Origin of the sequence: Pantoea sp. T14, from assembly GCF_036663535.1 — a bacterium.
Lineage (GTDB): Bacteria > Pseudomonadota > Gammaproteobacteria > Enterobacterales > Enterobacteriaceae > Pantoea > Pantoea phytostimulans.
Map to the genome: position 1 here is coordinate 1 of NZ_JAWUEB010000027.1, position 23,165 is coordinate 23,165.

Annotated in this window: 22 protein-coding genes; 9 read left to right on the plus strand and 13 right to left on the minus strand. The window is 52.8% G+C overall.

Annotation, left to right across the window (positions count from 1 at the left end):
• Window positions 1-322 precede the first annotated feature (322 nt).
• Entirely contained in the window at window positions 323-1,771 is a 1,449-nt protein-coding gene (locus tag SC127_RS18040) for an AlkA N-terminal domain-containing protein (protein WP_215847311.1), read from the minus strand.
• A gap of 159 nt (window positions 1,772-1,930) precedes the next feature.
• Between SC127_RS18040 and SC127_RS18045 the strand changes: the two genes are divergently transcribed.
• The 3 genes from SC127_RS18045 to pnuC all read left to right on the plus strand — a co-directional run bounded on the left by SC127_RS18045 (window position 1,931) and on the right by pnuC (window position 4,380).
• Window positions 1,931-2,416, plus strand: coding sequence for a methylated-DNA--[protein]-cysteine S-methyltransferase (locus SC127_RS18045; RefSeq protein ID WP_215847310.1), 486 nt, complete (start codon window positions 1,931-1,933; stop codon window positions 2,414-2,416).
• Between the two features lie 154 nt (window positions 2,417-2,570).
• The gene (gene nadA, locus SC127_RS18050; protein ID WP_215847309.1) at window positions 2,571-3,632 is read left to right on the plus strand and encodes a quinolinate synthase NadA; all 1,062 of its coding nucleotides are present in this window, start codon (window positions 2,571-2,573) and stop codon (window positions 3,630-3,632) included.
• Window positions 3,633-3,657: 25 nt separating this feature from the next.
• Window positions 3,658-4,380 (plus strand): nicotinamide riboside transporter PnuC, encoded by a 723-nt coding sequence (gene pnuC / locus SC127_RS18055; protein ID WP_332627359.1) that lies wholly within the window; start codon window positions 3,658-3,660, stop codon window positions 4,378-4,380.
• On the opposite strand, the gene zitB is transcribed toward pnuC, so the two are convergent.
• The 4 genes from zitB to SC127_RS18075 form a co-directional block, all read right to left on the minus strand.
• Window positions 4,374-5,333 (minus strand): CDF family zinc transporter ZitB, encoded by a 960-nt coding sequence (zitB, locus tag SC127_RS18060; protein ID WP_332627361.1) that lies wholly within the window; start codon window positions 5,331-5,333, stop codon window positions 4,374-4,376. The two genes, pnuC and zitB, sit on opposite strands and share 7 nt — an antisense overlap.
• Entirely contained in the window at window positions 5,311-8,385 is a 3,075-nt protein-coding gene (locus tag SC127_RS18065; protein ID WP_332627363.1) for an ATP-binding protein, read from the minus strand. Before SC127_RS18065 ends, zitB begins: the two co-directional genes overlap by 23 nt.
• Window positions 8,367-8,948 (minus strand): response regulator transcription factor, encoded by a 582-nt coding sequence (locus tag SC127_RS18070; protein WP_215847306.1) that lies wholly within the window; start codon window positions 8,946-8,948, stop codon window positions 8,367-8,369. Before SC127_RS18070 ends, SC127_RS18065 begins: the two co-directional genes overlap by 19 nt.
• A gap of 92 nt (window positions 8,949-9,040) precedes the next feature.
• Window positions 9,041-9,403 carry a YbgS-like family protein gene (locus tag SC127_RS18075; RefSeq protein WP_215847305.1) on the minus strand — a complete coding sequence of 121 codons (363 nt, stop codon included), beginning with the start codon at window positions 9,401-9,403 and terminating at the stop codon, window positions 9,041-9,043.
• Between the two features lie 293 nt (window positions 9,404-9,696).
• On the opposite strand from SC127_RS18075, the gene aroG reads away from it, so the two are divergent.
• Window positions 9,697-10,749 carry a 3-deoxy-7-phosphoheptulonate synthase AroG gene (gene aroG, locus SC127_RS18080; protein WP_243078318.1) on the plus strand — a complete coding sequence of 351 codons (1,053 nt, stop codon included), beginning with the start codon at window positions 9,697-9,699 and terminating at the stop codon, window positions 10,747-10,749.
• Between the two features lie 62 nt (window positions 10,750-10,811).
• Here aroG and gpmA read toward each other — a convergent pair whose 3' ends face one another.
• The 6 genes from gpmA to modE form a co-directional block, all read right to left on the minus strand.
• Window positions 10,812-11,564 carry a 2,3-diphosphoglycerate-dependent phosphoglycerate mutase gene (gene gpmA, locus SC127_RS18085; protein WP_215847303.1) on the minus strand — a complete coding sequence of 251 codons (753 nt, stop codon included), beginning with the start codon at window positions 11,562-11,564 and terminating at the stop codon, window positions 10,812-10,814.
• A gap of 153 nt (window positions 11,565-11,717) precedes the next feature.
• The gene (galM, locus tag SC127_RS18090; protein WP_332627367.1) at window positions 11,718-12,752 is read right to left on the minus strand and encodes a galactose-1-epimerase; all 1,035 of its coding nucleotides are present in this window, start codon (window positions 12,750-12,752) and stop codon (window positions 11,718-11,720) included.
• Window positions 12,746-13,894 carry a galactokinase gene (gene galK, locus SC127_RS18095; RefSeq protein ID WP_332627369.1) on the minus strand — a complete coding sequence of 383 codons (1,149 nt, stop codon included), beginning with the start codon at window positions 13,892-13,894 and terminating at the stop codon, window positions 12,746-12,748. Before galK ends, galM begins: the two co-directional genes overlap by 7 nt.
• Window positions 13,891-14,937 carry a galactose-1-phosphate uridylyltransferase gene (galT, locus tag SC127_RS18100; RefSeq protein ID WP_243078315.1) on the minus strand — a complete coding sequence of 349 codons (1,047 nt, stop codon included), beginning with the start codon at window positions 14,935-14,937 and terminating at the stop codon, window positions 13,891-13,893. Before galT ends, galK begins: the two co-directional genes overlap by 4 nt.
• Before the next feature lie 249 nt (window positions 14,938-15,186).
• A complete protein-coding gene (gene modF / locus SC127_RS18105) occupies window positions 15,187-16,659 on the minus strand; it encodes a molybdate ABC transporter ATP-binding protein ModF (RefSeq protein ID WP_243078314.1) in 1,473 nt (490 codons plus the stop codon).
• Window positions 16,660-16,750: 91 nt separating this feature from the next.
• Window positions 16,751-17,533: a molybdenum-dependent transcriptional regulator gene (gene modE / locus SC127_RS18110; RefSeq protein WP_243078313.1), complete on the minus strand. Its 783-nt coding sequence runs from the start codon at window positions 17,531-17,533 to the stop codon at window positions 16,751-16,753.
• A gap of 140 nt (window positions 17,534-17,673) precedes the next feature.
• On the opposite strand from modE, the gene SC127_RS18115 reads away from it, so the two are divergent.
• From SC127_RS18115 to modC, 4 genes are all read left to right on the plus strand, one after another.
• Window positions 17,674-17,829 carry an AcrZ family multidrug efflux pump-associated protein gene (locus tag SC127_RS18115; protein ID WP_215847297.1) on the plus strand — a complete coding sequence of 52 codons (156 nt, stop codon included), beginning with the start codon at window positions 17,674-17,676 and terminating at the stop codon, window positions 17,827-17,829.
• 142 nt (window positions 17,830-17,971) lie between these two features.
• Complete coding sequence (gene modA / locus SC127_RS18120; RefSeq protein WP_332627373.1) at window positions 17,972-18,745, plus strand: molybdate ABC transporter substrate-binding protein; 774 nt, start codon at window positions 17,972-17,974, stop codon at window positions 18,743-18,745.
• A complete protein-coding gene (gene modB, locus SC127_RS18125) occupies window positions 18,742-19,431 on the plus strand; it encodes a molybdate ABC transporter permease subunit (protein ID WP_215847296.1) in 690 nt (229 codons plus the stop codon). The genes modA and modB overlap by 4 nt, the downstream gene beginning before the upstream one ends.
• Window positions 19,431-20,489 carry a molybdenum ABC transporter ATP-binding protein ModC gene (modC, locus tag SC127_RS18130; RefSeq protein WP_243078311.1) on the plus strand — a complete coding sequence of 353 codons (1,059 nt, stop codon included), beginning with the start codon at window positions 19,431-19,433 and terminating at the stop codon, window positions 20,487-20,489. Before modB ends, modC begins: the two co-directional genes overlap by 1 nt.
• On the opposite strand, the gene SC127_RS18135 is transcribed toward modC, so the two are convergent.
• On the minus strand, window positions 20,490-21,308 hold the full coding sequence (locus tag SC127_RS18135) for a pyridoxal phosphatase (RefSeq protein WP_243078310.1): 819 nt from the start codon (window positions 21,306-21,308) through the stop codon (window positions 20,490-20,492).
• A gap of 154 nt (window positions 21,309-21,462) precedes the next feature.
• On the opposite strand from SC127_RS18135, the gene pgl reads away from it, so the two are divergent.
• Window positions 21,463-22,464 (plus strand): 6-phosphogluconolactonase, encoded by a 1,002-nt coding sequence (pgl, locus tag SC127_RS18140; protein ID WP_332627376.1) that lies wholly within the window; start codon window positions 21,463-21,465, stop codon window positions 22,462-22,464.
• Between the two features lie 182 nt (window positions 22,465-22,646).
• Here the strand turns inward: pgl and SC127_RS18145 are convergent, their stop codons facing one another.
• Window positions 22,647-23,123, minus strand: coding sequence for a kinase inhibitor (locus SC127_RS18145; protein WP_215847293.1), 477 nt, complete (start codon window positions 23,121-23,123; stop codon window positions 22,647-22,649).
• Window positions 23,124-23,165 lie beyond the last annotated feature (42 nt).

Sequence of the window (23,165 nt, forward strand, 5' to 3'; positions counted from 1 at the left end):
AGGATGAGAACCTGCAGCAGGTTCGACTGAATCGCCGGGAGCGATTCAGGCTGATGCGTCAGCATCACCCGCAGGGCAAGGCCCCGGAAGGGCCGAGGCATATCCTGCACGACCCACCAATTCAGAGAAAAGCGCCTTTCAGGCGCTTTTTTTGTTTCTGCTGCACAGCTCTCAAACGTGCAGGATGAGAGATGGACGATCTACATGAATATGAAATTCCTTTGCGATCGGGTCGTCTATGCCTGACTTTACTTCGATTAAAAAGCCGACTCCCTCAATGACCTCAAGAGAAAACGAGCCCATTAAAAAGGAACGATCCCATTTACGACAAGCTCTTCCAAATATGCATCACCGCATAACTGCGCCAAGGCCGCCATTGCTGTGAACGCTCTTCCGCAACCCGAGGTGTCAGACCGCCCAGGTTATTACGAATCGCGATATCCTCTTTCGGAAAGGCATCGGGCCAGCGTAACGCGCGCATGGCAATATAGTTTGCTGTCCAAGGACCAATACCTGGCAGGCTCACCAGCAGCGCCATGATTTCTTCTGGTGTCAACGTTGCGTTGAACCTTAAAGTCCCGGTCATACAGGCGTTAGCGAAGGCGAGAATGGCTTTAGCACGCGCGCTGACAATCCCCAGGCTGGCAATATCATCTATTGTGGCAACGGCAACGGGTTGTGACTGAGCAGAATAGCGGGACAAATCGGCAAAAGGCGTTACGCATGGCTCACCAAAAGCTTGAGCAAAGCGGCTGCTTAAGGTCGTTGCGGCTTTTACCGTGATCTGCTGGCCTAATATTGCTCTGACGCCTAACTCAAAGCCGTCAAAGGCACCCGGAACGCGCAAACCGGGAAAACGGTTGATGCTATCAATCAGCAAAGGATCCTGCCGCAGATGAGCTGCAATCAGCAGCGGCTGCGCATTCAAATCAAACAAGTCACGTAACCTACGCAGCAGGGCAGGTAATACAGGCGTTAATGACGTCGTGAACTCAACCAGTAGAGCATTTTTCGCCGGCAGATGAGAAACGCTGATCCAGCCACGATATTTCCCCAATGCCACCGTACGGCGATAAATATTACCTTCAACCGCCTCGACCTCTTTCATTAGCCGTAATTGCAAAAAAGTGAGCATCGCTTGCCAGTCGTAAGGCGGCCGATAGCTGAGGCGTAACGTTGCGGTATCGCCAGAATGGCGTTGGGCAGGTTGAGTAACTTCTTTGCGTAACGCACTCGGCGTCATGCGGTAGCGCGTCTGAAACACATCATTGAATCGGCGCAGGCTACTAAAACCGCTGGCGTAAGCGACATCAATGATGGGCAAACGGGTTTCAGTCAGGAGCTGTTTGGCTAACAGCATCCGGCGCGTCTGCTTTAGCTCTAACGGCGAAACACCCAGCTCTTGCTGAACGATGCGCCTTAACTGACGAGAACTCAGACCAAACTCAGCCGCTATTTCATCCAGGCCGCCATGTTCTTCAAGCAAACCTTCTTCAATGCGCTGAACCAAACGATCGGCTACGCGATGGGAATTATCCACGGGTGCATTACCGGGCGCGAGCTCAGGCCGACAGCGCAAACAGGGACGAAAATGCGCTTTCTCAGCTGCCTCTGCGCTGGCAAAGAACAAACAATTTTTTTGCATGGGTGCCTTTACCGGACAGACCGGACGACAATAAATGCCGGTTGAGGTCACACCAACAAAAAAAACGCCATCAAAACGCGTATCTCGCGAGGTTAGCGCCTGGTAAGCCATATCATGATTGAGCATGAACGTCTCCGACAAATAAAACGCAGTTTACCTCCGCAATCCTGTAGCAAACTGGCTGTTTTCGGACAGCACAACAGTTTATCGTGATGACCGAAAACAGCCAGTTTGCTGATACAAAAGTGCGATAATGCATGGCATAACATTGGCGGGAGAAAAACCATGTACTACTACAAATCTGTTGTAACGCCGGTTGGCGAACTCAAGCTGGTTGCCAGCGATCACGGGCTGGCGGCCATATTATGGCAAAACGACGATCCTAAACGCGTACGCCTGGCACCGCTGGAACGCAACGATCACCATCCCGTGTTGTGTGAAGCGCAAACTCAGTTGCTGGAATATTTTGCCGGCACGCGCCAACGCTTCACGTTAGCACTCGATTTCACTGGCACAGAGTTTCAAAAGAAAGTGTGGCAGGCGCTGGTGGCGATTCCGTTTGGTGAAACGCGCAGCTATCGTCAGATTGCCGAGCAAATCGGCCATCCCGCCGCTATGCGTGCCGTGGGTGCAGCAAACGGTAAAAATCCCATTTCTATTATCGCGCCATGTCACCGGGTCATTGGCGCAAACGGCAAGCTAACCGGTTTTGCGGGCGGGCTCGATGTTAAAGCATTTCTGTTGCAACTTGAAACTCCGGCAAGCGCGTAGCGTCTCGCATTGTTAAAAACATGAACACAAAAAGCACGACACTCAGGGGCTTTTCCGCTATCGTGTTTAGCATATAAAACACGAGGGCGGAATGAGCGCCATTAGTCGTCTTAAAAGGCGATTATCGTTAATTTCATAAAACGAGAGCTGTGTCATGAGTGTAATGTTCGATCCTGAGAGCGCCATTTACCCATTCCCGCCCAAACCTGCCCGTTTAAGCGATGATGAAAAATCTTTCTATCGCGAAAAAATCAAAACGTTACTCAAGGCCCGCAATGCGGTGATGGTGGCGCATTACTATACCGATCCTGAAATCCAGGCGCTGGCTGAAGAGACCGGCGGTTGTGTTTCCGATTCACTTGAAATGGCTCGTTTCGGCAGTAATCATTCAGCCACCACGCTGCTGGTAGCGGGTGTGCGTTTTATGGGTGAAACAGCAAAGATCCTTAGCCCGGAAAAAACCGTCTTAATGCCCACTTTAGAGGCGGAATGTTCGCTGGATCTGGGTTGCCCCATTGAGGAGTTCAATGCCTTCTGCGATGCGCATCCTGACCGGACTGTTGTGGTATACGCCAATACGTCGGCGGCCGTAAAAGCGCGCGCTGACTGGGTTGTGACTTCAAGCATTGCGGTAGAACTGATTGAACACCTTGATAGCTTGGGTGAGAAAATCATTTGGGCACCCGATCGTCATTTGGGCCGCTATGTTACACAAAAGTCGGGTGCTGATGTGCTGTGCTGGCAAGGTGCTTGTATCGTGCATGACGAATTCAAAACCCAGGCGCTGCAGCGCATGAAAGCGCTCTATCCTGATGCAGCGGTTTTGGTTCATCCCGAATCACCTCAGGCCATTGTTGATTTGGCTGATGCCGTTGGCTCGACCAGCCAGCTGATTCAGGCGGCGAAAAGCCTGCCGCATCCACAAATGATTGTCGCAACCGATCGCGGTATTTTTTACAAGATGCAGCAAGCTGTGCCGGATAAAGAGCTGCTGGAAGCACCGACTGCAGGTGAGGGCGCAACCTGCCGCAGCTGTGCGCACTGTCCGTGGATGGCGATGAACGGCCTCAAAGCCATAGCAGAAAGCCTGGAATTTGGTGGGAAAACCCATGAAATCCATGTTGATGCTGGATTACGAGAAGCGGCATTGCTGCCGTTGAATCGCATGCTATCCTTTGCAGCGGAACTCAAACTTAAAGTGAAAGGAAACGCCTGATGCGTCTCTTTCACAGGTGCCCGCGATGGATTTCTTAAGCACACAAAATATTCTGGTTCATATTCCTTTGGGCGCAGGTGGCTACGATCTTTCATGGATCGAAGCTATCGGCACGCTGGCGGGTTTGCTGTGTATTTGGTTCGCCAGCCTGGAAAAAATCATCAATTATCCTTTTGGACTGATCAACGTCACGCTGTTTGCGGTGATCTTTTTTCAAATCCAACTCTATGCGAGCCTGCTGTTGCAGCTGTTTTTCTTCGTTGCTAACGTCTACGGCTGGTATGCCTGGAGCCGACAAACGTCGGATAATCAGGCCGCGCTTAAAATTCGCTGGCTGCCGTTGAACAAAGCGCTGCTTTGGGGAGCGGTCTGCGTTATCGCCATTGGCTTGATGACGCTGTATATCAATCCGGTATTCGCCGTGTTGACGCATGCAGCGGTGAGCTTGATGAATGGGTTAGGCGTGGCGGTGGTCATGCCTGAATTGCAGCCGGATGCTTTCCCGTTTTGGGATTCCTGCATGATGGTACTGTCGATCGTGGCGATGATTTTAATGACGCGTAAATACGTTGAAAACTGGCTGTTATGGGTCATCATCAACGTTATCAGCGTGATGATTTTCGCTCGTCAGGGCGTCTACGCCATGTCGCTGGAGTATATGATTTTGACGCTGATTGCTTTGAACGGTTCGCGGATGTGGATCAAAAGCGCGCGTGAGCAGGGCTCACGCGCGTTGTCCAATCAGTGAGGGTGGGCGTGTTCACCATGATGATGATGGTGATGCTCGGCAGCTGAAGCGCTGCTAAGCCCGAGGTCACAATCATGACCGGCGCACGGCTGATATTCCATTTGTACCGTCGCGTGGGCAATCTGGTAGTGCTGGTGCAAATAGTGATGAATACGTTGCAGCAGCGCATCATGATCGTAAGGTGGAATCACCTGCACGTGCAGCGTTAATACCGGTTTTTCGCCAACCTGCCACAAATGAACGTGATGAACATTGCGTACTTCGGCAATGTTCAACGTCAGGTCGCGCGCAAGCTTGTTGGTGTCTACTGAACTCGGCGCACCTTCTAACAGTTCATGCAAACTTTCCCGCAGCAACGCCCATGCGCTGCGCAATACCAGCAGTGACACCAGCAGGGATAATATCGGGTCGATGGGCATCCAGCCGGTCAGCATAATAATGACTGCCGCGACAATTGCGCCTACCGAACCCAGCAAATCACCCATCACGTGCAGCGCTGCCGCTCGCACATTTAAATTTTTCTCTTCACTACCATGATGCAACAACCAAAACGACAGCAGGTTGGCGAAGAGCCCAGCAATAGCAATCCCCAGCATCAGGCCGCCGGTTACTGGCTGCGGTTGATAAAAGCGGCGTATCGCTTCCCAAACAATTAATGCCGTGATCACCAGCAGCGCAATAGCATTGACGAAAGCCGCCAACGTTGTAAGTCGTAGCAAGCCAAACGTGTGGCGCGCGTTGGGTTTGCGTCGAGCGAACTGAACTGCCAGCAGTGCCATCAACAGTGCGGCGGCATCGGTTAACATGTGGCCGGCATCCGCCAGCAGCGCCAGCGAGCCAGACATCCATCCGCCAATCACCTCGGCGAACATGAAGACGGTTGTAACAGCAAAGGCCGCAGCGAGGCGTTTGCGATTGCTGTCTTGCCCGCTATGTGAGTGCGTGTGAGCCATAAGAATCCAGTTTTTTCAGTAACCTGTTGGTTAATGATATCAGCAAATCCCACTCCTCAGACACGTCCTGGTGCTGTTTTGCTTTTTCGGCCAACTGCTGGCTCAGCGCTGCGCCTTCGCTTAAACCCATTAACAGCCAGCTTCCTTTCATCCGATGTGCGGTTTCTGCCAACAGCGACCAATTAGTGGCTTCCCGTGCGGCTATTAACTGCGTCAGATCCGTGGTCAACGTGTCACGTAATGTGTGACTTAAGCGCGTCAGAAATTTCTCATTCTGTTGCGCCAACTGCCACAAGTTTTCATCTACAGCCGTGAGCGGATCGTTTTGCAAGGTTTGAAGGAGTGCGGCGATATCTTGCAGTTGAACCGGTTTGATCAGCACCCTTTCATTATCCTGTAGCATGACATTCAGCATTTGTGCATCAGCTGAACAAAGGACACGCAACGGCTGACGTTTGCGCTGGCGGTCACGTCGGCGTAGCAGGCGAAGCAACTGCATGCCATTTGGACGCGGCATCATTTGGTCAATAAACAGTAAATCATAAGGCTGCTGGGCATCAGCTAACAGCAAGGCGCGGCCTTGCTCAAAGCAGTCCGCCTGGATAGCAAAGCGGGCCAGCTGCTGCTGCATAACCATCAGGTTGGCAGGATGATCGTCCACGATAGCGACGCGCAAATGAGGATAAAGCGGCAACGCATCTTCATCACTGATTTCAGGAGCATCACACAGGATCAAAGGCAGCGTGACAATGACCTGGGTTCCCACGCCAGGTTCTGAATTAACGCTGATCTCACCGCCCATGCGCAGCACGATTTCACGGCAGATAAATAACCCTAAGCCGCTGCCCTGAACCGATACTGATTTGCCGGACGGCGCCTGATACCAAGGATCAAATAACTTTTGCTGCTCTTGCAGTGGAATGCCGCTGCCGCTATCGCTGACGGTGAAAATAAGCGCATCGTTGGCGGCCAGCGTCAGGCAAATTTCGCCGTGGCGGGTGAATTTCAGCGCATTGGTCATCAGGTTATTCACCACCTGCTGCAAACGATCGGCATCGATCAATACAGCCGGCGGCAAAGGGGTGAGCGCGTTAAACGTTAAGGTCGGGCCATCCCGGTGCATCAGTGGATGATAATAGTGCTGCTGCTGCGTTAGCCATTGCGCCAACACCAGCGGACGCGGAGCAAGGCTAAAGCTGTTGCTTTCAATGCGCGCGTGATCTTGCAAATCATTTAGCAGGGTCATTAGCGATTGGGCACTGCTATGCAGTAACCGGAGATTAGGATTAGGATGCTGCTGCTTTTCTAGTTCTAGCAAACCAAGAATCGCCTGCATCGGCGTGCGTAATTCATGGCTAACGGTCGCCAGGAACTGGCTCTTCATGGCATTGGCGTGCTCAGCCTGCTCACGCTGCTGACGATCGCGGCGCTGTTGCCAGTAACGGCGCACCAGCAACAGCAGTAAAACGATAATCGCCACACCCGCGCCGACGAGTACCATCAGCGGCAAGGAACGCATCGCCATGACACTACCCGGCTGTGGTGGTGTTGACCATCTGTCACGCATCTGGCTTTGCGTATCGGCGGGAATTTGCTGCAACGCGCGATCAAGCAGGGCGCGCAAAACCCCCTGATTCGGCGTAACACCTAACGCAATCGGCCAGGCGATGTCGCTGGCGGCAAAGGCAAGGTGAATTTTGCTGTCATCGCGACTGGCAATACGCCAGCGTGCCGACAGCACATTATCAACGATGGCATCTGTCTGCCCGGCAGAGAGCGCATCATACAAACTGGCGCGATCGGCAAACGTCTGCGCCTGCATGTCAGCAGGGAGCAGTTGAGACGCTAAATCGTCTTGTAAAATTCCTATTCGCTTACCACGCAGATCGCTCCAGTGGGCTGGGGCAGCATCGCGGAGGGTATAAATTCCCCATAACGCGCGCCAAACCGGCAGGCTGGCGCTTTGCATCGCTTCACCGTTTAACGGCTGCATCAATTGCAGCATCGCCTGCTGCTGAGTCATCAAAGCGGCAGCCTGCTGCGGATTAGTAACCCAGCGCGGTTCAAAGCGCAGACCCGTACTTTGCGCCACCGCTTTTAACAGATCGATACCGTAACCCCGCGCGGTGCCGTTGCTGTCGCGGTAGCTCCACGGATAGTTATCCCGTTCGGCAGCATAATAAATGACCGGATGTGCGTGTATCCAACTGCGCTCCGCCGCGCTAAGCATCAGCGTTTGCGTATCCTGATAACGTGGCAGCGGCGTGCTCCAGCGATTTTGCAATGAACTCATTAATTCAGCCGGTAGCTGACGCAAACTTTGGTTGAGCCAATTCACCATCGCCGGATCGCGAGCAAAGGCGCGAAGGTTGAGTTGACCGGCTTCGATGCCTGAGGCGATTTGATAAATCTGCCCTTGCTGTAGCTGACTCAGCAGAAAACCAGCGCTGGTTTCATCTGCTACCACATAATCATTTTGCTGATTGAATAACGTATACAGCGCCTGCAGATCGCTGCTGTAGGTTCGCCATTGGTGACGTGCAGCCAATGTTTCAGGTAACTGCGCCAGCGTTGATTCGCTGATGGCTAACTGGGCGTTTTGACTGTTGAACATCACGGCGCGCTGATTCTGCTGATTGCGATAAATACGCAGCGGACTGCTGAACCAGTTATCACTGCTTAAGGTGCCAGATGGCAGCGGCGGCGTTAACATGCCCAGCGCGAAATCGATTTTTTCCTGTTGTAGCGCCTGTAACAAGTCGGCCTGCGTTGCGTACTGAGTCAAGGCGAACTGCGCACCGGTAAGCTGACGCAGCGCAGCAAGGTAATCGGCATCAATGCCGTAAAGATCGTTGCCCACCCGCATCGTCCAGGGTGCATTGTTATCCTCAAGAATCCCGACACGAAGCATCTTGCCCTGCATGGTTTCAGCGGCTTTAATCGGCATCATCATCGGCAAATTGACGCTGCTCACCGGACGTAAATTGGCCTGCGTGAACGTCGTAATCAGCAGGAGAGTGAACAGCCAATATTTCACTGCTGCGCCTTCCATAAATCAGCCAATTCGACCACTGAACGCGTGCCGGTTTTTTCCAGGATATTCTTTTTATGGGTACTAACAGTTTTGTTGCTGATATGGAGTTGTTCGGCGATTTGCAAATTAGAGAGGCCGCTGGCAAGCAAGGCGAGAACCTGACGTTCTTTGGTAGTAAGCGGCAACTCTGGCGCATCACAGGTAGCAGGAAAAGCCGACTGTCCGCCCAATATCGCCAGAATGGCGCTAAGCAACTGCTCCATGCGCTGACTCTTCACAACATAGCCTGCGGCCCCCAGTGCTTGAGCACGGCGCACATAATGGCTGGTTTGCTGGCCGGAATAGATCAATACCGGACAATTCGGCAGATGTACTTTCAAGCGACGTAGGATTTCCAGCCCATCGTCATCGGGTAAACCGATATCCAAGACGATAATATCGAGCGGTTGCTGTAAAAAAGGACGCGCATTTTTCTCGCTGCTGGCTGAAAACAAGCGAATGGGAAAAGGGGCTTTGGTGAGCGCAGCTTCCAACGCCACTTCAACTAATGGATGATCGTCAATGAGTAGCAAAGAAGCCATGAAAATGTCCCTGTTAATTTCACAGGCTCAGCATAGCGGAAGAACAGAAGGGATAATATAAAGGAGAGCGAATGCTCTCCTTTAACAATGAATTACTGCGAAGTCCCGTCGGTTTTGGTGTTTACGTCACCACCACCTTCTTTAGTCTGGACTTTTTTATTGATGTTCGGGCATTTGCCATCTTTGCACTGGCTGTTCTGGTCAATATCATTAGCAGACATACCGCTGCTGCTGGTGCTGCTGCCAGAAGCGGCAGAATTGGTATTGACGCCAGAGTTGTTGATTTTGCTGTTATCAACTTTGTTAGGTGGCAGATTTTCATTTGCGCCACCTGCTGCTGCGCCTGCATCAGCGGCCTGGTTCGCTGTACCGTTATTGCTGCTCGCCGCCATTGCCGCGCCGCTGCCCAGTGTCATTGCTGCCGTCAAAAAGATAATTGCAAACTTATTCATCATTATGCTCCTGTTAATTAATGACAGTTGCTTGTCTCAAATCTTCTGCTGCAGATTTGGAGTAAAAGTCTCTCGGGCGAAATAAAGTTTCACCGTTTGGCTTATTAGCAAATATTAATTTTGTAAGCAGCCAGTTCCTCAGTGCTTACAAGTAAAAAGCTTAGTTGATGACCTGATAAATGCAAATTTCACGCGCACATTTTAACCTGAACGGTAATTTACAGCCCCAGCACAACGGGCTACATTGTTCGGGTTGTGCCCGGCGCGCGCTGGGCCTGAAATAATATGGAATATGTATGAATTACCAGAACGATGATTTACGCATCAAAGAGATTAAAGAGCTGTTACCCCCTGTTGCGCTGCTTGAAAAATTCCCGGCCACAGATAACGCGGCGAGAACCGTTTCGCAGGCGCGTCAGGCGATTCATCAGATCCTGCAAAGTCAGGATGATCGCCTGCTGGTGGTGATTGGCCCTTGCTCTATTCATGATACCGAAGCGGCCAAAGAGTATGCGTCACGCTTGTTGACCCTGCGTGAAGAGCTGAAAGGCGAGCTGGAAATTGTGATGCGCGTCTATTTTGAAAAGCCGCGCACGACGGTGGGCTGGAAGGGATTGATTAACGATCCCTATATGGACGGCAGCTTCCAGTTAAATGATGGATTACGCATGGCGCGTAAGCTGCTGCTGGATATTAACGACAGCGGTTTACCAGCAGCGGGTGAATTTTTAGATATGATCACTCCGCAATACGTTGCTGACCTGATGAGCTGGGGCGCAATTGGCGCGCGCACTACCGAATCTCAGGTTCACCGTGAACTGGCGTCGGGATTATCTTGCCCGGTTGGTTTCAAAAACGGCACCGATGGCACCATCAAAGTGGCGATTGATGCCATTAACGCCGCCGGTTCGCCGCACTGTTTCCTGTCGGTGACCAAATATGGTCATTCTGCGATTGTGGAAACCAGCGGCAACGCTGACTGCCACATCATTCTGCGTGGCGGCAAAGAGCCTAACTACAGCGCACATCACGTTAGCGCAGTTAAGTCAGGCCTGGAAAAAGCCGGTTTGCCTCAACAGGTGATGATCGATTTCAGCCATGCTAACAGCAGCAAGCAGTATCAAAAGCAGATGCTGGTGGCGGATGATGTATCACAGCAAATTATCGCGGGCGAGCAGGGTATTGTCGGCGTAATGATTGAAAGTCATCTGGTGGAAGGGAATCAAAATCTGGAAAGTGGTGAGCCGCTGGTGTACGGCAAAAGCGTGACGGATGCCTGCATTGGTTGGGACGACACCGATAAAGTGTTGCGCCAGTTAGCGGCGGCGGTAAAACAGCGTCGCGGTTAATTTTCCGCAGGCAATAAAAAAGGCCAGACTCGCGTCTGGCCTTTTTGCGTTTCAGCCTCAGCTTACTTCGCTTTACCCTGGTTTGCCACGGCGGCTGCTTTCGCAGCGATTTCGTCGGCATCGCCCAGATAGTAACGTTTCAGTGGTTTGAAGTTTTCATCGAACTCATACACCAACGGCACGCCAGTTGGGATGTTCAGTTCCAGAATCTCGTCTTCACTCAGATTGTCGAGATACTTCACCAGTGCACGCAGTGAGTTACCGTGTGCAGCAACGATCACTTTCTCACCGCTTTTGATGCGCGGCAGAATGCTTTCATTCCAATAAGGGATCACACGATCAATGGTCAGCGCCAGGCTTTCGGTGGTTGGCAGCTGCTCAGCAGTCAATGATGCGTAACGTGGATCGTGCCCTGGGAAACGCTCATCGCTGCGATCCAGCTCTGGCGGGGTTACCGCGAAGCCACGACGCCACTGTTTAACTTGCTCGTCGCCATATTTAGCGGCGGTTTCCGCTTTATCCAGACCTTGCAGTGCACCGTAGTGACGCTCGTTCAGGCGCCAGGATTTTTCAACAGGCAGCCAGGCTTGATCCAGTTCATCAAGAACATTCCACAGCGTGTGGATAGCGCGTTTCAGCACAGAGGTATAAGCAAAATCAAAGACGAAACCTTCTTTCTTCAGCAGCTGACCGGCTGCTTTGGCTTCAGTGCGACCTTTGTCAGAAAGATCCACGTCGTACCATCCGGTAAAGCGGTTTTCGTTGTTCCACTGGCTTTCGCCGTGTCGCACCAGAACCAGCTTAGTTACGGCCATAGCTTAACTCCTTAATACTTAATGTTTCTATGATAATGGAAACCTGCTGCTGCCAGCCCGACGAGCGGCGCATTGATAGCGCCATACCATAACGGAAAACAGCGCAACGCGTAAGCCCGAGCATTACGCGTTGCGCGTTTTTCATCCGGCAACTCAGCGCGGCGTGAAGCGATAACGCGTTATCGATTCCCAGCGAGCGCCCGGTTGCAGCCAGCAATCGGCTTGCGGCCATTCAGGATGATTGGGCGAGTCAGGCAAAAATTCGCTCTCCAGCGCAATACCCTGGAAAGCAGTATAGCTTTCTTGTTCGCGCGCGCGCGTACCCTCAAGATAGTTGCCGGAGTACAGCTGCAGTGCCGGCGCGGACGTCGTCACGCTAAGCTCCAGCTTGCCATCTGCCGACCACAACGTTGCGGCGGGCTGATTGGCGTCGCCAGCGCTGTTGAGCAGAAACGCATGGTCATACCCTTTCACCGCCTTTTGATCGTCGTCGGCGAGGAAGTCCTGCGACACGGTTTTAGCCTGATTAAAATCGAAGCTGGTGCCTGCTACCGCTTTCAGCGGCGCATTGGGAATACCCGCGCTGTCGACCGGCAAGTAACGGTCGGCGTGCAGTTGTAAGCGATGTTGACGCGCATTGCCATGATGCGCGTCAAGATTAAAGTAAGCGTGGTTGGTCAGGTTAACCGGACAAGCCTGATCGCAACGGGCTTCATAGCGGATCGACACACAGTTATCGTCGTCGAGCTGAAAACGTACATCGGCAATCAAATTGCCCGGATAGCCCTGATCGCCATCAGGTGAATCGATACGATAGTGCACTTCGCTGTCGGATTGACTGACAATCTGCCAGCGGCGTTTATCAAACCCTTCCGGGCCGCCATGCAACTGGTGTTCACCTTGATTTGCCTGCAGTTGGCGATCAAGCGTTGTCAGTTTGGCGTGGGCGATGCGGTTAGCATAACGGCCAACCGTGGCACCCAGATAAGCATCCTGATGCAAATAGTCGGACGGCGTAGCGCAGCCGAGCAGCGTTTCACGCACGCAGCCATCCTGCATTGGCACACGTGCGGAAAGCCAGGTTGCGCCCCAATCCATAAAAGTTGCGATCATGCCGTTGGCATTACGCAGCACGGTAATACGCCATGGCTGACCATCAGGTGCGTGAGATTGCACATCACTTAGCATTGGCCCGCTCCTTCAGACGCTTTACAGACGTAGAACGTCTCTTTGATACCGGTTTTTGCTTCGTACTGCTCCGCTACTGCGGCTTTGACTTGATCGACTAAATCCAATGGCATCAACGCCACGATGCAGCCACCAAAGCCGCCGCCGGTCATACGTACGCCGCCACGTTCGCCGATTTCTGCTTTTACGATCTCAACCAGCGCATCGATAGGCGGCACGGTGATTTCAAAATCGTCACGCATCGAAGCATGTGATTCAGCCATCAGCTCACCCATGCGTTTCAGGTCGCCCTGCGTCAACGCATCGGCGGCTTCCAGCGTACGGGCATTTTCCGTCAGCACGTGGCGCACGCGTTTGGCCACTTGCGGATCCAGTTTTGATTCGGCTGCGTCGAATTGCGCTAACTCAACATCACGCAGCGCCTGCTTCTCAAAGAAGCGCGCGCCGGTTTCACACTGTTCACGACGCGTGTTGTATTCGCTTCCCACCAGGCTGCGGCGGAAGTTGGAGTTGATGATCACCACGGCGATATCTTCCGGCATGGAAACCGGGCGCGTGCCGAGCGTGCGGCAATCCAGCAACATGGCGTGATCTTTCTGGCCTAGCGCGGAAATCAGCTGATCCATAATGCCGCAGTTGCAGCCTACGAACTGGTTTTCCGCTTCCTGGCCATTCACTGCAATAGCAGCACCATCCAGCGGCAGCGCATAAAGTTGTTGCAGCACGGTGCCCACCGCCACTTCCAGTGATGCGGAGGAGCTGAGGCCTGCACCCTGCGGCACATTGCCGCTGATCACCATATCCACGCCGCCAAAATCCGCGTGACGTTTTTGCAGATGCTTTATCACGCCGCGCACGTAGTTGGCCCACATCGGTTCTTGCACGCTAACAATCGGCTCATCCAGTGAGAAGGTGTCTTGCGCATTGTCGTAATCCACGGCAATGACGCGTACCTGGCGATCGTCACGCTTGGCACAGGCAATAACTGTTTGATAATCGATGGCGCAGGGCAGCACAAAACCGTCATTGTAATCGGTATGCTCGCCGATCAAGTTTACGCGGCCTGGCGCTTGAATGGTGTGCGTTGGCGCATAGCCGAAACTGTCAGAGAAAACCTGATGCGTGGTGTTTTTTAAACTCATTGTTGTGCCTCGCGGAAGTGTACATCGCTAACAGAACGCAGCCGTTCAGCCGCCTGTTCTGCGGTTAGATCACGTTGGGTCTCGGCCAGCATTTCATATCCGACCATGAATTTACGTACCGTTGCTGAACGCAGCAGCGGTGGATAGAAGTGTGCGTGCAGCTGCCAGTGATCGTTGGCTTCGCCGTTGAATGGCGCGCCGTGCCAGCCCATGGAATAGGGGAAAGAGCACTGGAACAGGTTGTCGTAGCGGCTGGTTAGCTGCTTTATCGCTAATGCCAAATCTTTGCGCTGGGCATCCGTCAAATCGGTCAAACGCTTGATGTGTGCTTTAGGCAGCAGCAGCGTTTCGAAAGGCCATGCCGCCCACCAGGGAACAACGGCCAGCCAGTGCTCGGTTTCTACCACAGTGCGGCTGCCATCTTTCCGTTCACGGGCGGTGTAATCAACCAGCATTGGCGAGCCGTTTTTAGCGAAATAGTCGCGTTGATTATCATCTTCACGCTGCGCTTCATTAGGCAGAAAGCTGTTGGCCCAAACCTGACCATGCGGATGAGGATTAGAGCAGCCCATTGCCGCGCCTTTATTTTCGAACACCTGCACCCACGGATAATGTTGTCCGAGATCGGCCGTTTGTTCTTGCCAGGTGCGCACCACGATTTCGAGCGCGTTGAGTGACATTTCCGGCAGCGTTTTGCTGTGATCGGGAGAAAAGCAGATCACCCGGCTGGTGCCGCGCGCGCTTTCACAACGCATCAGAATATCGTCGCTGGCGGGCGCATCCGGTGTGTCAGTCATCAATGCAGCAAAATCGTTAGTGAAGACGTAAGTGCCGGTGTAATCGGGATTCTTATCGCCGGTAATGCGCGTATTGCCAGCGCAAAGAAAGCAGTCGGGATCGTGCGCCGGTAAAGTATTGGTAGCAGGTGTTTCTTGCGCACCCTGCCACGGGCGTTTAGCACGATGGGGAGAAACCAGAATCCACTGATCAATCAGCGGATTATAACGGCGATGTGGATGATCGACCGGGTTGAATTTTTCCATGTTTAATCCTGGTAAGCGTCAAAAGCCGGTAAGGCATCGTTAAAAAGTAGCACATTGGCACGGGCGAAAGCGTGATCAAGTCTGAATAAATGGTATCGTTTACACAAGCTGACTATTCTCATTTTGTGGCTTTGTGCGAAGCTAATCACCTTAAAAGCGCAACATAAATGGTAGCGGTTACATTATGAGATGAAAAAAACGCCGACAATGCGGCGTTTACTGAAACGGATGCAAGCGATGGAGGCAAAGTTAGCGCAGCGTTTCCTGCACATAATCGTAGCCGCCTTCACGAGCCACAAAGCTTAAGCGGTGGGTGATGCAGTGCGGCGCATCCTCTGCGTGATGCGAAACGAACAGCAACTGGGTTCGTCCCTCGCCAATCAGCACATCGACAAAGCGGCGTACCAGCTGACGATTGATAGGGTCCAGTCCTTGCAACGGCTCATCGAGAATCAGCAGCGTGGGGTGCTTCACTAAGGCGCGTGCAATCAGCACTAAACGCTGCTGGCCCCACGACAAACTGTGGAAAGGCGCATCGCCAAGGGCATTATCCATGCCCAGCAGCGCCAGCCATTGGCGAGCCAGCGCCATCTGGCGATCCGATACCGCTTGATACAAGCCAATCGAATCAAAAAAGCCAGACAAAATCACGGTTCGCACGTTCACGCTAACGCGATAATCCAAATGCAGGCTGCTACTGACGTAGCCAATGTGCTGTTTGATATCCCAAATGGTTTCTCCGCTGCCGCGACGCATGCCAAACAGCGTTAAATCATTGCTGTAGCCTTGCGGATGATCGCCGGTCACCAGGCTCAGTAACGTTGATTTACCTGCACCGTTTGGCCCCACAATCTGCCAGTGTTCGCCTGATTCAACTTGCCAGTTTAACCCGTTAATCACTGGCTGATCGTTATAGGATACGACGCCGTTACGCAAAACTACTCGCGGCGCATCATCGGCCAGCGGCGGCAGCTGATCGGGCGCGTCCGCTTCCGGTAGCGCCATGCCTTGTAGCTGCTCGCTGTGTGCCAGTTGCGCCACCAGCGCTTCAGCCAGAATAGTTTCACGCGCGCCCACATGGGTCAGCGTGCATTCCGCCAATACGCCAATCTGCTGGACATAATCAGGAATATCGTCGAAGCGATTAAGCACCAGCACCAACGTGAAGCCCGGCTGCTGCAAGCTTTGCAGCGTTTTGGTCAGGCTGGCGCGAGACGCCACATCCAGCCCGTCAAACGGTTCGTCCAGAATTAACAGATCAGGCTGCTTCATCAGTGCCTGACACAGCAACGTTTTTCGCGTTTCGCCCGTTGAGAGATATTTAAAACGGCGTGACAGCAGATAACTAATGCCGAATTGCTCTGCCAGATGCGCACAACGCGCGGCATCGTTGACTTCATCCTGAATGATTTCAGCCGCGGTGCGGCCGGTATCATCTTCACCTTCGCTGAGCAGATCGGTGTTATTACGCAGCCATTCATCAGAAACCAGCTTCTGAAGTTGCTCCAGCGACAGACGCGTCGGGCGTTGATAAGTCGTGCTGAACGTCCCTTTTAGCGGAGAGAGTTCACCGGAAAGCGCGCGCGCCAGAGATGACTTGCCGCTGCCGTTAGCACCGACAAAGGCCCAGCTTTCACCGCTGTGAAGGTGCACATCATTCAGGGTCAGAATTCGGGTGTCGCTAAGACGAAACGTGCCTTGCGAAATTTGCAATGAAGCCATGATCTGTTCCATTTTATGCATCGAGTTACTGAGTTGTAACCACTGGCTGCGATGAAGTCAAATCACGCCCTTAAAACGCGGTAGCAATTAACTAAAGTAACGTCGCCACGATGGCGTGCTCGGCGTTGAAACTGGCGGTAACCGGATCGCCTGGTTGGAAGTTTTGCTGCTGCACTTCAGCATTCGGTAAGGTGGCGCACAAGGTTTCACCGCTGGCTAACGTCATTAAAATTTCGCTGACCTGCTCGCCCGGTTCGATCGCGCTAATCTGCGCGACCAGCTGATTATCCTCTTCGCCTGGCTGATGATTAACCCGAATCCACGGCGCTTTGATCAGCAATAAAACCTCTTTGCCTTCTGCAAGCTGTAAGCGTTGTGCGCTGCGTTGGGTTAACGCCACGCTGAGCTGAGTTTTGCCATCGGCTAATAAAACAGTCAGATGCTGTACGACCTGCTGAGCATCGTTGGCGATGACCTTGCCAAACAGCTGATTACGCGCGCTGGTTTGCAGTGAAAAGCGCGCAATTGCCGCCAGTAAACTGTCGAGCGGCAGCGAATCTTGCTGCAACGCGTCGAAGGCTTTCTGCTGAATTTGCTCCATTAACTGAAACAGCTGGATCAGCCGCTCGCCGTAACGCGTCAGGCTGGCGCCACCGCCGCCTTTACCGCCCGTTGCGCGCTCAACCAGCGTCTCATCCGCCAGCTGATTCATTTCATTGATCGCATCCCAGGCGCTTTTGTAGCTGATGCCCGCCAGCTTAGCGCCTTGGCTGATCGAGCCGGTTTGCTGAACCCGTTTTAACAGTTCAATGCGACGCGGATCGGCAAAAAGTTTCTGCTGTAATCGAATATGAAGGGAAAGTTCGGCTTGCATGGCAGCTCCGGGGAAAGATAACGTAAGCAATTCAGCGATGATAGCGGCGTTTCGCTCGTAAAGTAAAAGCACGAAAAGGGCTGCGCAATCTTTTCCTGAACCGTTACAATCTCTTTTTTGATCGCAAAGTGAGACTCTCCATGTTGGAATTGCTAAAAAGCCTCGCCGTGGCGGTGATAATGGTGCCAATCGTGATGGCCTTGATGTTGGGTCTGATTTATGGCCTGGGTGAAGTGTTTAACGTCATCTCAAAATTTGGTCATCGCGAAAAGTCTTCATCCCGCTCGCACAATTAATCCCCACAACGCCCGCCAACGCTGCGGGCGTTGTTGTTTCTTACTCATCCTCAACCTTCTCTGTTTCCTGCCGATAATTTCATGACACTCCGAGAACTGGCGTTGTATTATCGCCTATACAACGAATCACTGGAGAATAAAAATGTCTGTTTCACTCACCCAATGGGGTATGGCTGCTGTTTTAAGTGCATCGGTTGCTGGACAGGCCGTGGCGGCAGAAAAAATCACGGTGTTTGCCGCCGCCTCGCTGACCAATGCGTTGCAAGATATTGCCACGCAATATCAGAAAAAAAGTGGGGTTGAAGTGGTGTCATCTTTTGCATCCTCCTCAACGCTGGCGCGCCAGATTGAGCAGGGCGCACCCGCCGATCTGTTTATCTCCGCCGATCAGCAATGGATGGATGATGCAGTCGCGAAAAAAAGCATGATCGACACCACCCGCTTCACGTTGTTAGGCAACGATTTGGTGCTGGTGGCACCGCGAAGCGCCTCAGCGAAAGCTGTCACCATCAATGCGCAAACAGACTGGAAAAGTTTGCTAAAGGGCGAGCGTTTAGCGGTGGGCGATCCCGATCATGTTCCAGCGGGTATTTACGCCAAAGAAGCCCTGCAAAAATTGGGTGCCTGGGAAACGCTGTCACCTGTTTTGGCCCGCTCTAACAACGTGCGTGCTGCGCTGGCGCTGGTTGAACGAAACGAAACGCCGTACGGCATCGTCTACGGTTCCGACGCTGTCGCTAGCAACAAAGTGCAGGTCGTGGGGACTTTCCCTGAGTCGAGCCATAAAGCAGTAGAATATCCAATGGCGATCGTTAAGGATCACGACGGCAAGGCCATAAATGATTTTTATGATTATTTAAAAGGGCCGGAAGCGGCTACCGTGTTTAAACATTACGGATTCACACCGAAGACATGATACTTAGCGATCTCGAATGGCAGGCGGTGATGCTCAGCCTAAAAGTTTCTGGCATTGCCGTGCTCTGCAGCCTGCCATTTGGCATCTTGATGGCCTGGATTCTGGTACGTTGCCGGTTTCCAGGCAAAACCCTGCTTGATAGTCTGATTCACCTGCCGCTGGTGCTGCCGCCGGTTGTGGTCGGTTATCTGTTGTTGATTGGTTTGGGCCGCCGCGGTTTTATCGGTGAAAAACTCTATGACTGGTTTGGTTTTAGCTTCGCCTTTAGCTGGCGAGGAGCCGCGCTGGCGTCCGCTGTGATCGCCTTTCCGCTGATGGTGCGGGCGATTCGTCTGGCGCTGGAAGCGGTTGATATCCGGCTGGAGCAAGCAGCACGCACGCTGGGCGCCGGGCGCTGGCGGGTATTTTTTACCATCACCTTACCGCTGACCTTGCCCGGTATTATTGTCGGCACCGTGCTGGCCTTTGCGCGTTCGCTCGGCGAATTTGGCGCAACCATCACCTTCGTTTCAAATATTCCCGGCGAAACACGCACCATTCCGCTGGCGATGTATACCCTGATTGAAACGCCCGGCGCAGAAGGCGCAGCAGCACGATTATGCGTGATTGCCATTGTCTTGGCGCTGGCGTCGTTGTTGATGTCGGAATGGCTGGCCCGCTGGGGCCGTAAGCGCATGGGGGCTTAATGCTGTCACTTAATTTTTCTCAGCAGCTGGGCGATCATCTGCTTGAGGTCAACGCGCAGATTCCGGCCAAAGGTATTACCGCGATTTTTGGTGTGTCAGGCGCGGGCAAAACCTCGCTGATCAACGCCATTGGTGGATTAACCCAGCCACAGCGCGGTTATATTCACCTCAATAATCGCGTCTTGTTCGATACAGAAAAACAGATCGCTTTGCCGCCTGAAAAACGCCGCATTGGCTACGTATTTCAGGATGCTCGCCTGTTTCCGCATTACCGAGTGCGGGGCAATCTGCAATATGGCATGTCATCAAAAATGAAAGCACATTTTGACCCGCTGGTGTCGCTGCTCGGGTTGGAAACGCTGTTAACACGTTTCCCTCTGTCGCTTTCTGGTGGCGAAAAGCAGCGAGTGGCGATTGGCCGAGCGTTGCTGAGTGCGCCCGACATTTTGCTGATGGATGAGCCGCTGGCGTCGCTGGATCTGCCGCGTAAGCGCGAGCTGATGCCTTATTTGCAAAAGCTGGCGAAGCAGGTTGAGATCCCGCTGCTATATGTGTCGCACAGCCTTGAAGAGATTTTGCAATTAGCTGATAACGTCCTGGTGCTAGACAGTGGAAAGGTTAAAGCGTTCGGCACGCTAGAACGCGTCTGGAGCAGCAGCGCGATGCGGCCGTGGCTGCCAATGAATGAACTCACCAGCGTTTTGCGCGTACAGGTACTGGAGCAGCATCCCGATTACCCCATGACGGCGTTGTCATTGGGCGATCAACACATCTGGGTTAGCCGGGTGAACCAGCCGGTAAAAACGCCGCTGCGTATCCGTATCGCATCAGCTGACGTTTCACTGGCGCTGCAACCGCCGCACAACACCTCCATCCGCAATATATTGCCGGCGCAGGTGGTGGAGTTAATTGAAGTTGGCGATCAGATAGAAGTGAAGCTGCGCATCGGTATCAGCGAACTGTGGGCGCGCATCTCGCCTTGGGCGCGAGATGAGCTGGGCATCCGGCCAGAACAATGGCTGTATGCCCAGATTAAAAGCGTCTCAGTGACGCCCTGATTACAGCACTTCCTGGTAGATGGTGTCGGCAATGCCCGTTTCGAGATTGGTGCCGATCACCTTCTTCGCCCGGATTTTAATTGCTTCATCGGCGTTGCCCATCGCTACGCCCAAGCCAACCGTTTCCAGCATGCTGAGATCGTTATAGTTATCGCCAAACGCGATCACCTCACTCATGCTCAGACCCAGCGACTCAACCCATTGCGCCAGACGCTTGCCTTTGCTGTTGCCGCCACGGGCAATATCGACCTGATCGTGCCATGACCACTCACAAGCCAGACCTAATTCCGCTTCTACTTTCTCTGCAAACAGTTCCAGTGCAACGGTGTCTTCGTGCGACAAGGCGAATTTCCAGATTGATTCAGCTTCGCGTGCCGCTTGTGCCAAATCGGGTACGTGTTTAAACAGTGGACGCTGATGCGGCGGCAACGATTCGGCCCAGTTTAGGGTGCGAGTAACGTGGCCAGTGGGCGTTTGGTACAACATCGCATCATCCACATACAGCAAACCGTGAATCTTTTGCTCATCTAGCATGTCAATAACACGCAGCGCCTGCTGTTTATCCAGCGGGTCGGCGGCTAACACTTTTTTCGCCTGATAATCATAAAGGTAAGTGCCGTTACAGCAGATGGCGGGCGTATCCAGCTCCAGCGCCTGATAGAAAGGATGAATAGCACAATGATGACGACCCGTAACGATGGCGACTTTAACGCCTGCTTCACGGGCACGTTTTAGCGCTTCGATGGACTGCGGCAGAATGGTTTTTGCTGGCGTTAACAGCGTGCCGTCGAGGTCGAGGGCGATTACACGATAGCTCATTAATCCTTCCGTCTGTATGCATTAGCGAGGCGTCAAGTCTACATTGCTGGCGGCCCGGAGACAAAAAACAAGGCACAAATGATTCCAGCGTAGGGGGGGAAAACGCGCTAAAGTGACCCACTGAAGATTAGCAGGCAGCGTAAAAGGAGAATACATGAAACAAGTTGTCTATACCGCCAGTCCCGAGAGTCAGCAGATTCACGTCTGGCAGTTAAATGAAGAGGGCGTATTGACTCTGCTTCAGGTGACGGATGTCGCCGGTCAGGTTCAGCCAATGGTGGTGAGTCCAAAAAAAGATTTTCTCTATGTTGGCGTACGGCCTAATTTCCGCGTTTTAGCCTTCCGCATTGCGGCTGACGGTACGTTGACCGAAGCGGGCCAGGCACCTTTGCCGGGTAGCCCAACACATATTTCAACTGATCGCGCAGGCAAATTCCTGTTTTGCGGCTCGTACAATGACGAATGTGTTAGCGTTAGCCCCATTAATGCAGAGGGCATTCCTCAGGCACCTTCCCAGGTGATTAACGGCTTGGCCGGTTGCCACTCCGCCAATATCGATAATGCCAACCAAACGCTGTTTGTTCCTGCGCTGAAACAGGATCGCATTTGCCTGTTTGAACTGGGTGAAGAAGGTCAGCTAACGCCACGTAAGCAGGCGCAAGTCACTACGGTGGAAGGCGCAGGTCCACGTCATATGGTGTTCCATCCCAATGGCAATTACGCCTATTGTGTCAATGAGTTGGATAGCACAGTAGATGTCTGGGCGCTGAATAATGCACACGGTGAAGTCGCCCGCGTGCAAACTGTCGATTTGATGCCGCCAGGCTTCAATGGTACGCGCTGGGCTGCAGATATTCATTTAACCCCTAACGGCAAATACCTTTATGCCTGCGATCGCACCAGCAGCACGCTGGCGATATTTAGCGTGAGTGAAGATGGTGCAATTCTGGCGGTTGAAGGCTTCCAACCGACTGAAACGCAACCACGCGGTTTTAATATCGATAACAGCGGCAAGTATTTGGTCGCGGCAGGACAGAAATCTCACCATATCGAAATTTACAGCATTACCGAACCACAAGGTTTGCTGAAACCGTTAAGTCGTTATGCTGTAGGCCAAGGCCCAATGTGGGTTGTGATTCATCAGCTTGATGCTTAATTGATTGATAAAGCCCGCTTTCAAAGCGGGCTTTTTTTAAGTCATGTTATCAGGCGTCAACAGGGCTTGGTCATCTTGTCTGACACCTTTGATAAACGAAAAAAGCGGGATGAAATCCTGCATCACATTTGCCTGCAAGTCTCATCCCGCTTTATTGCTTTAACTGTCAGCCTGACAACGCCTTACGAATAGATCACCGTAATGGTTGCGCTAGCCAGCGCATGAAAATGCACATTAAAGCCGACCATGGCACCGCTCGCCCCTTCATCGACCTCGAGCTTGTCCACGTCCAAAGCATGTACGCTGAAAATATAACGATGACTTTCGCCCTGCGGCGGTGCTGCGCCACCGTAACCTGCCTGGCCGAAATCGGTACGCGTTTGAATGGCACCCGTCGGTAAGGCTGCTACACCCGAGCCTGCGCCTTGTGGCAGAGAAGTTGTGCTGGCAGGAATATTAGCTACTCCCCAATGCCACCAGCCAGAACCGGTTGGCGCATCAGGATCGTAGCAGGTCACTACGAAGCTTTTGGTGCCTTCGGGCGCATCTTCCCACGCGAGATGGGGTGACACGTTCTCGCCTTGATAACCCATGCCATTGAAGACATGCTTCTCTGGCATTTTGTCGCCGTCATTGAAATCCTGGCTAAATACTCGCATTACATCTCCTTTGGTTGTCGAGGAATCACGCTTCATCTTAAC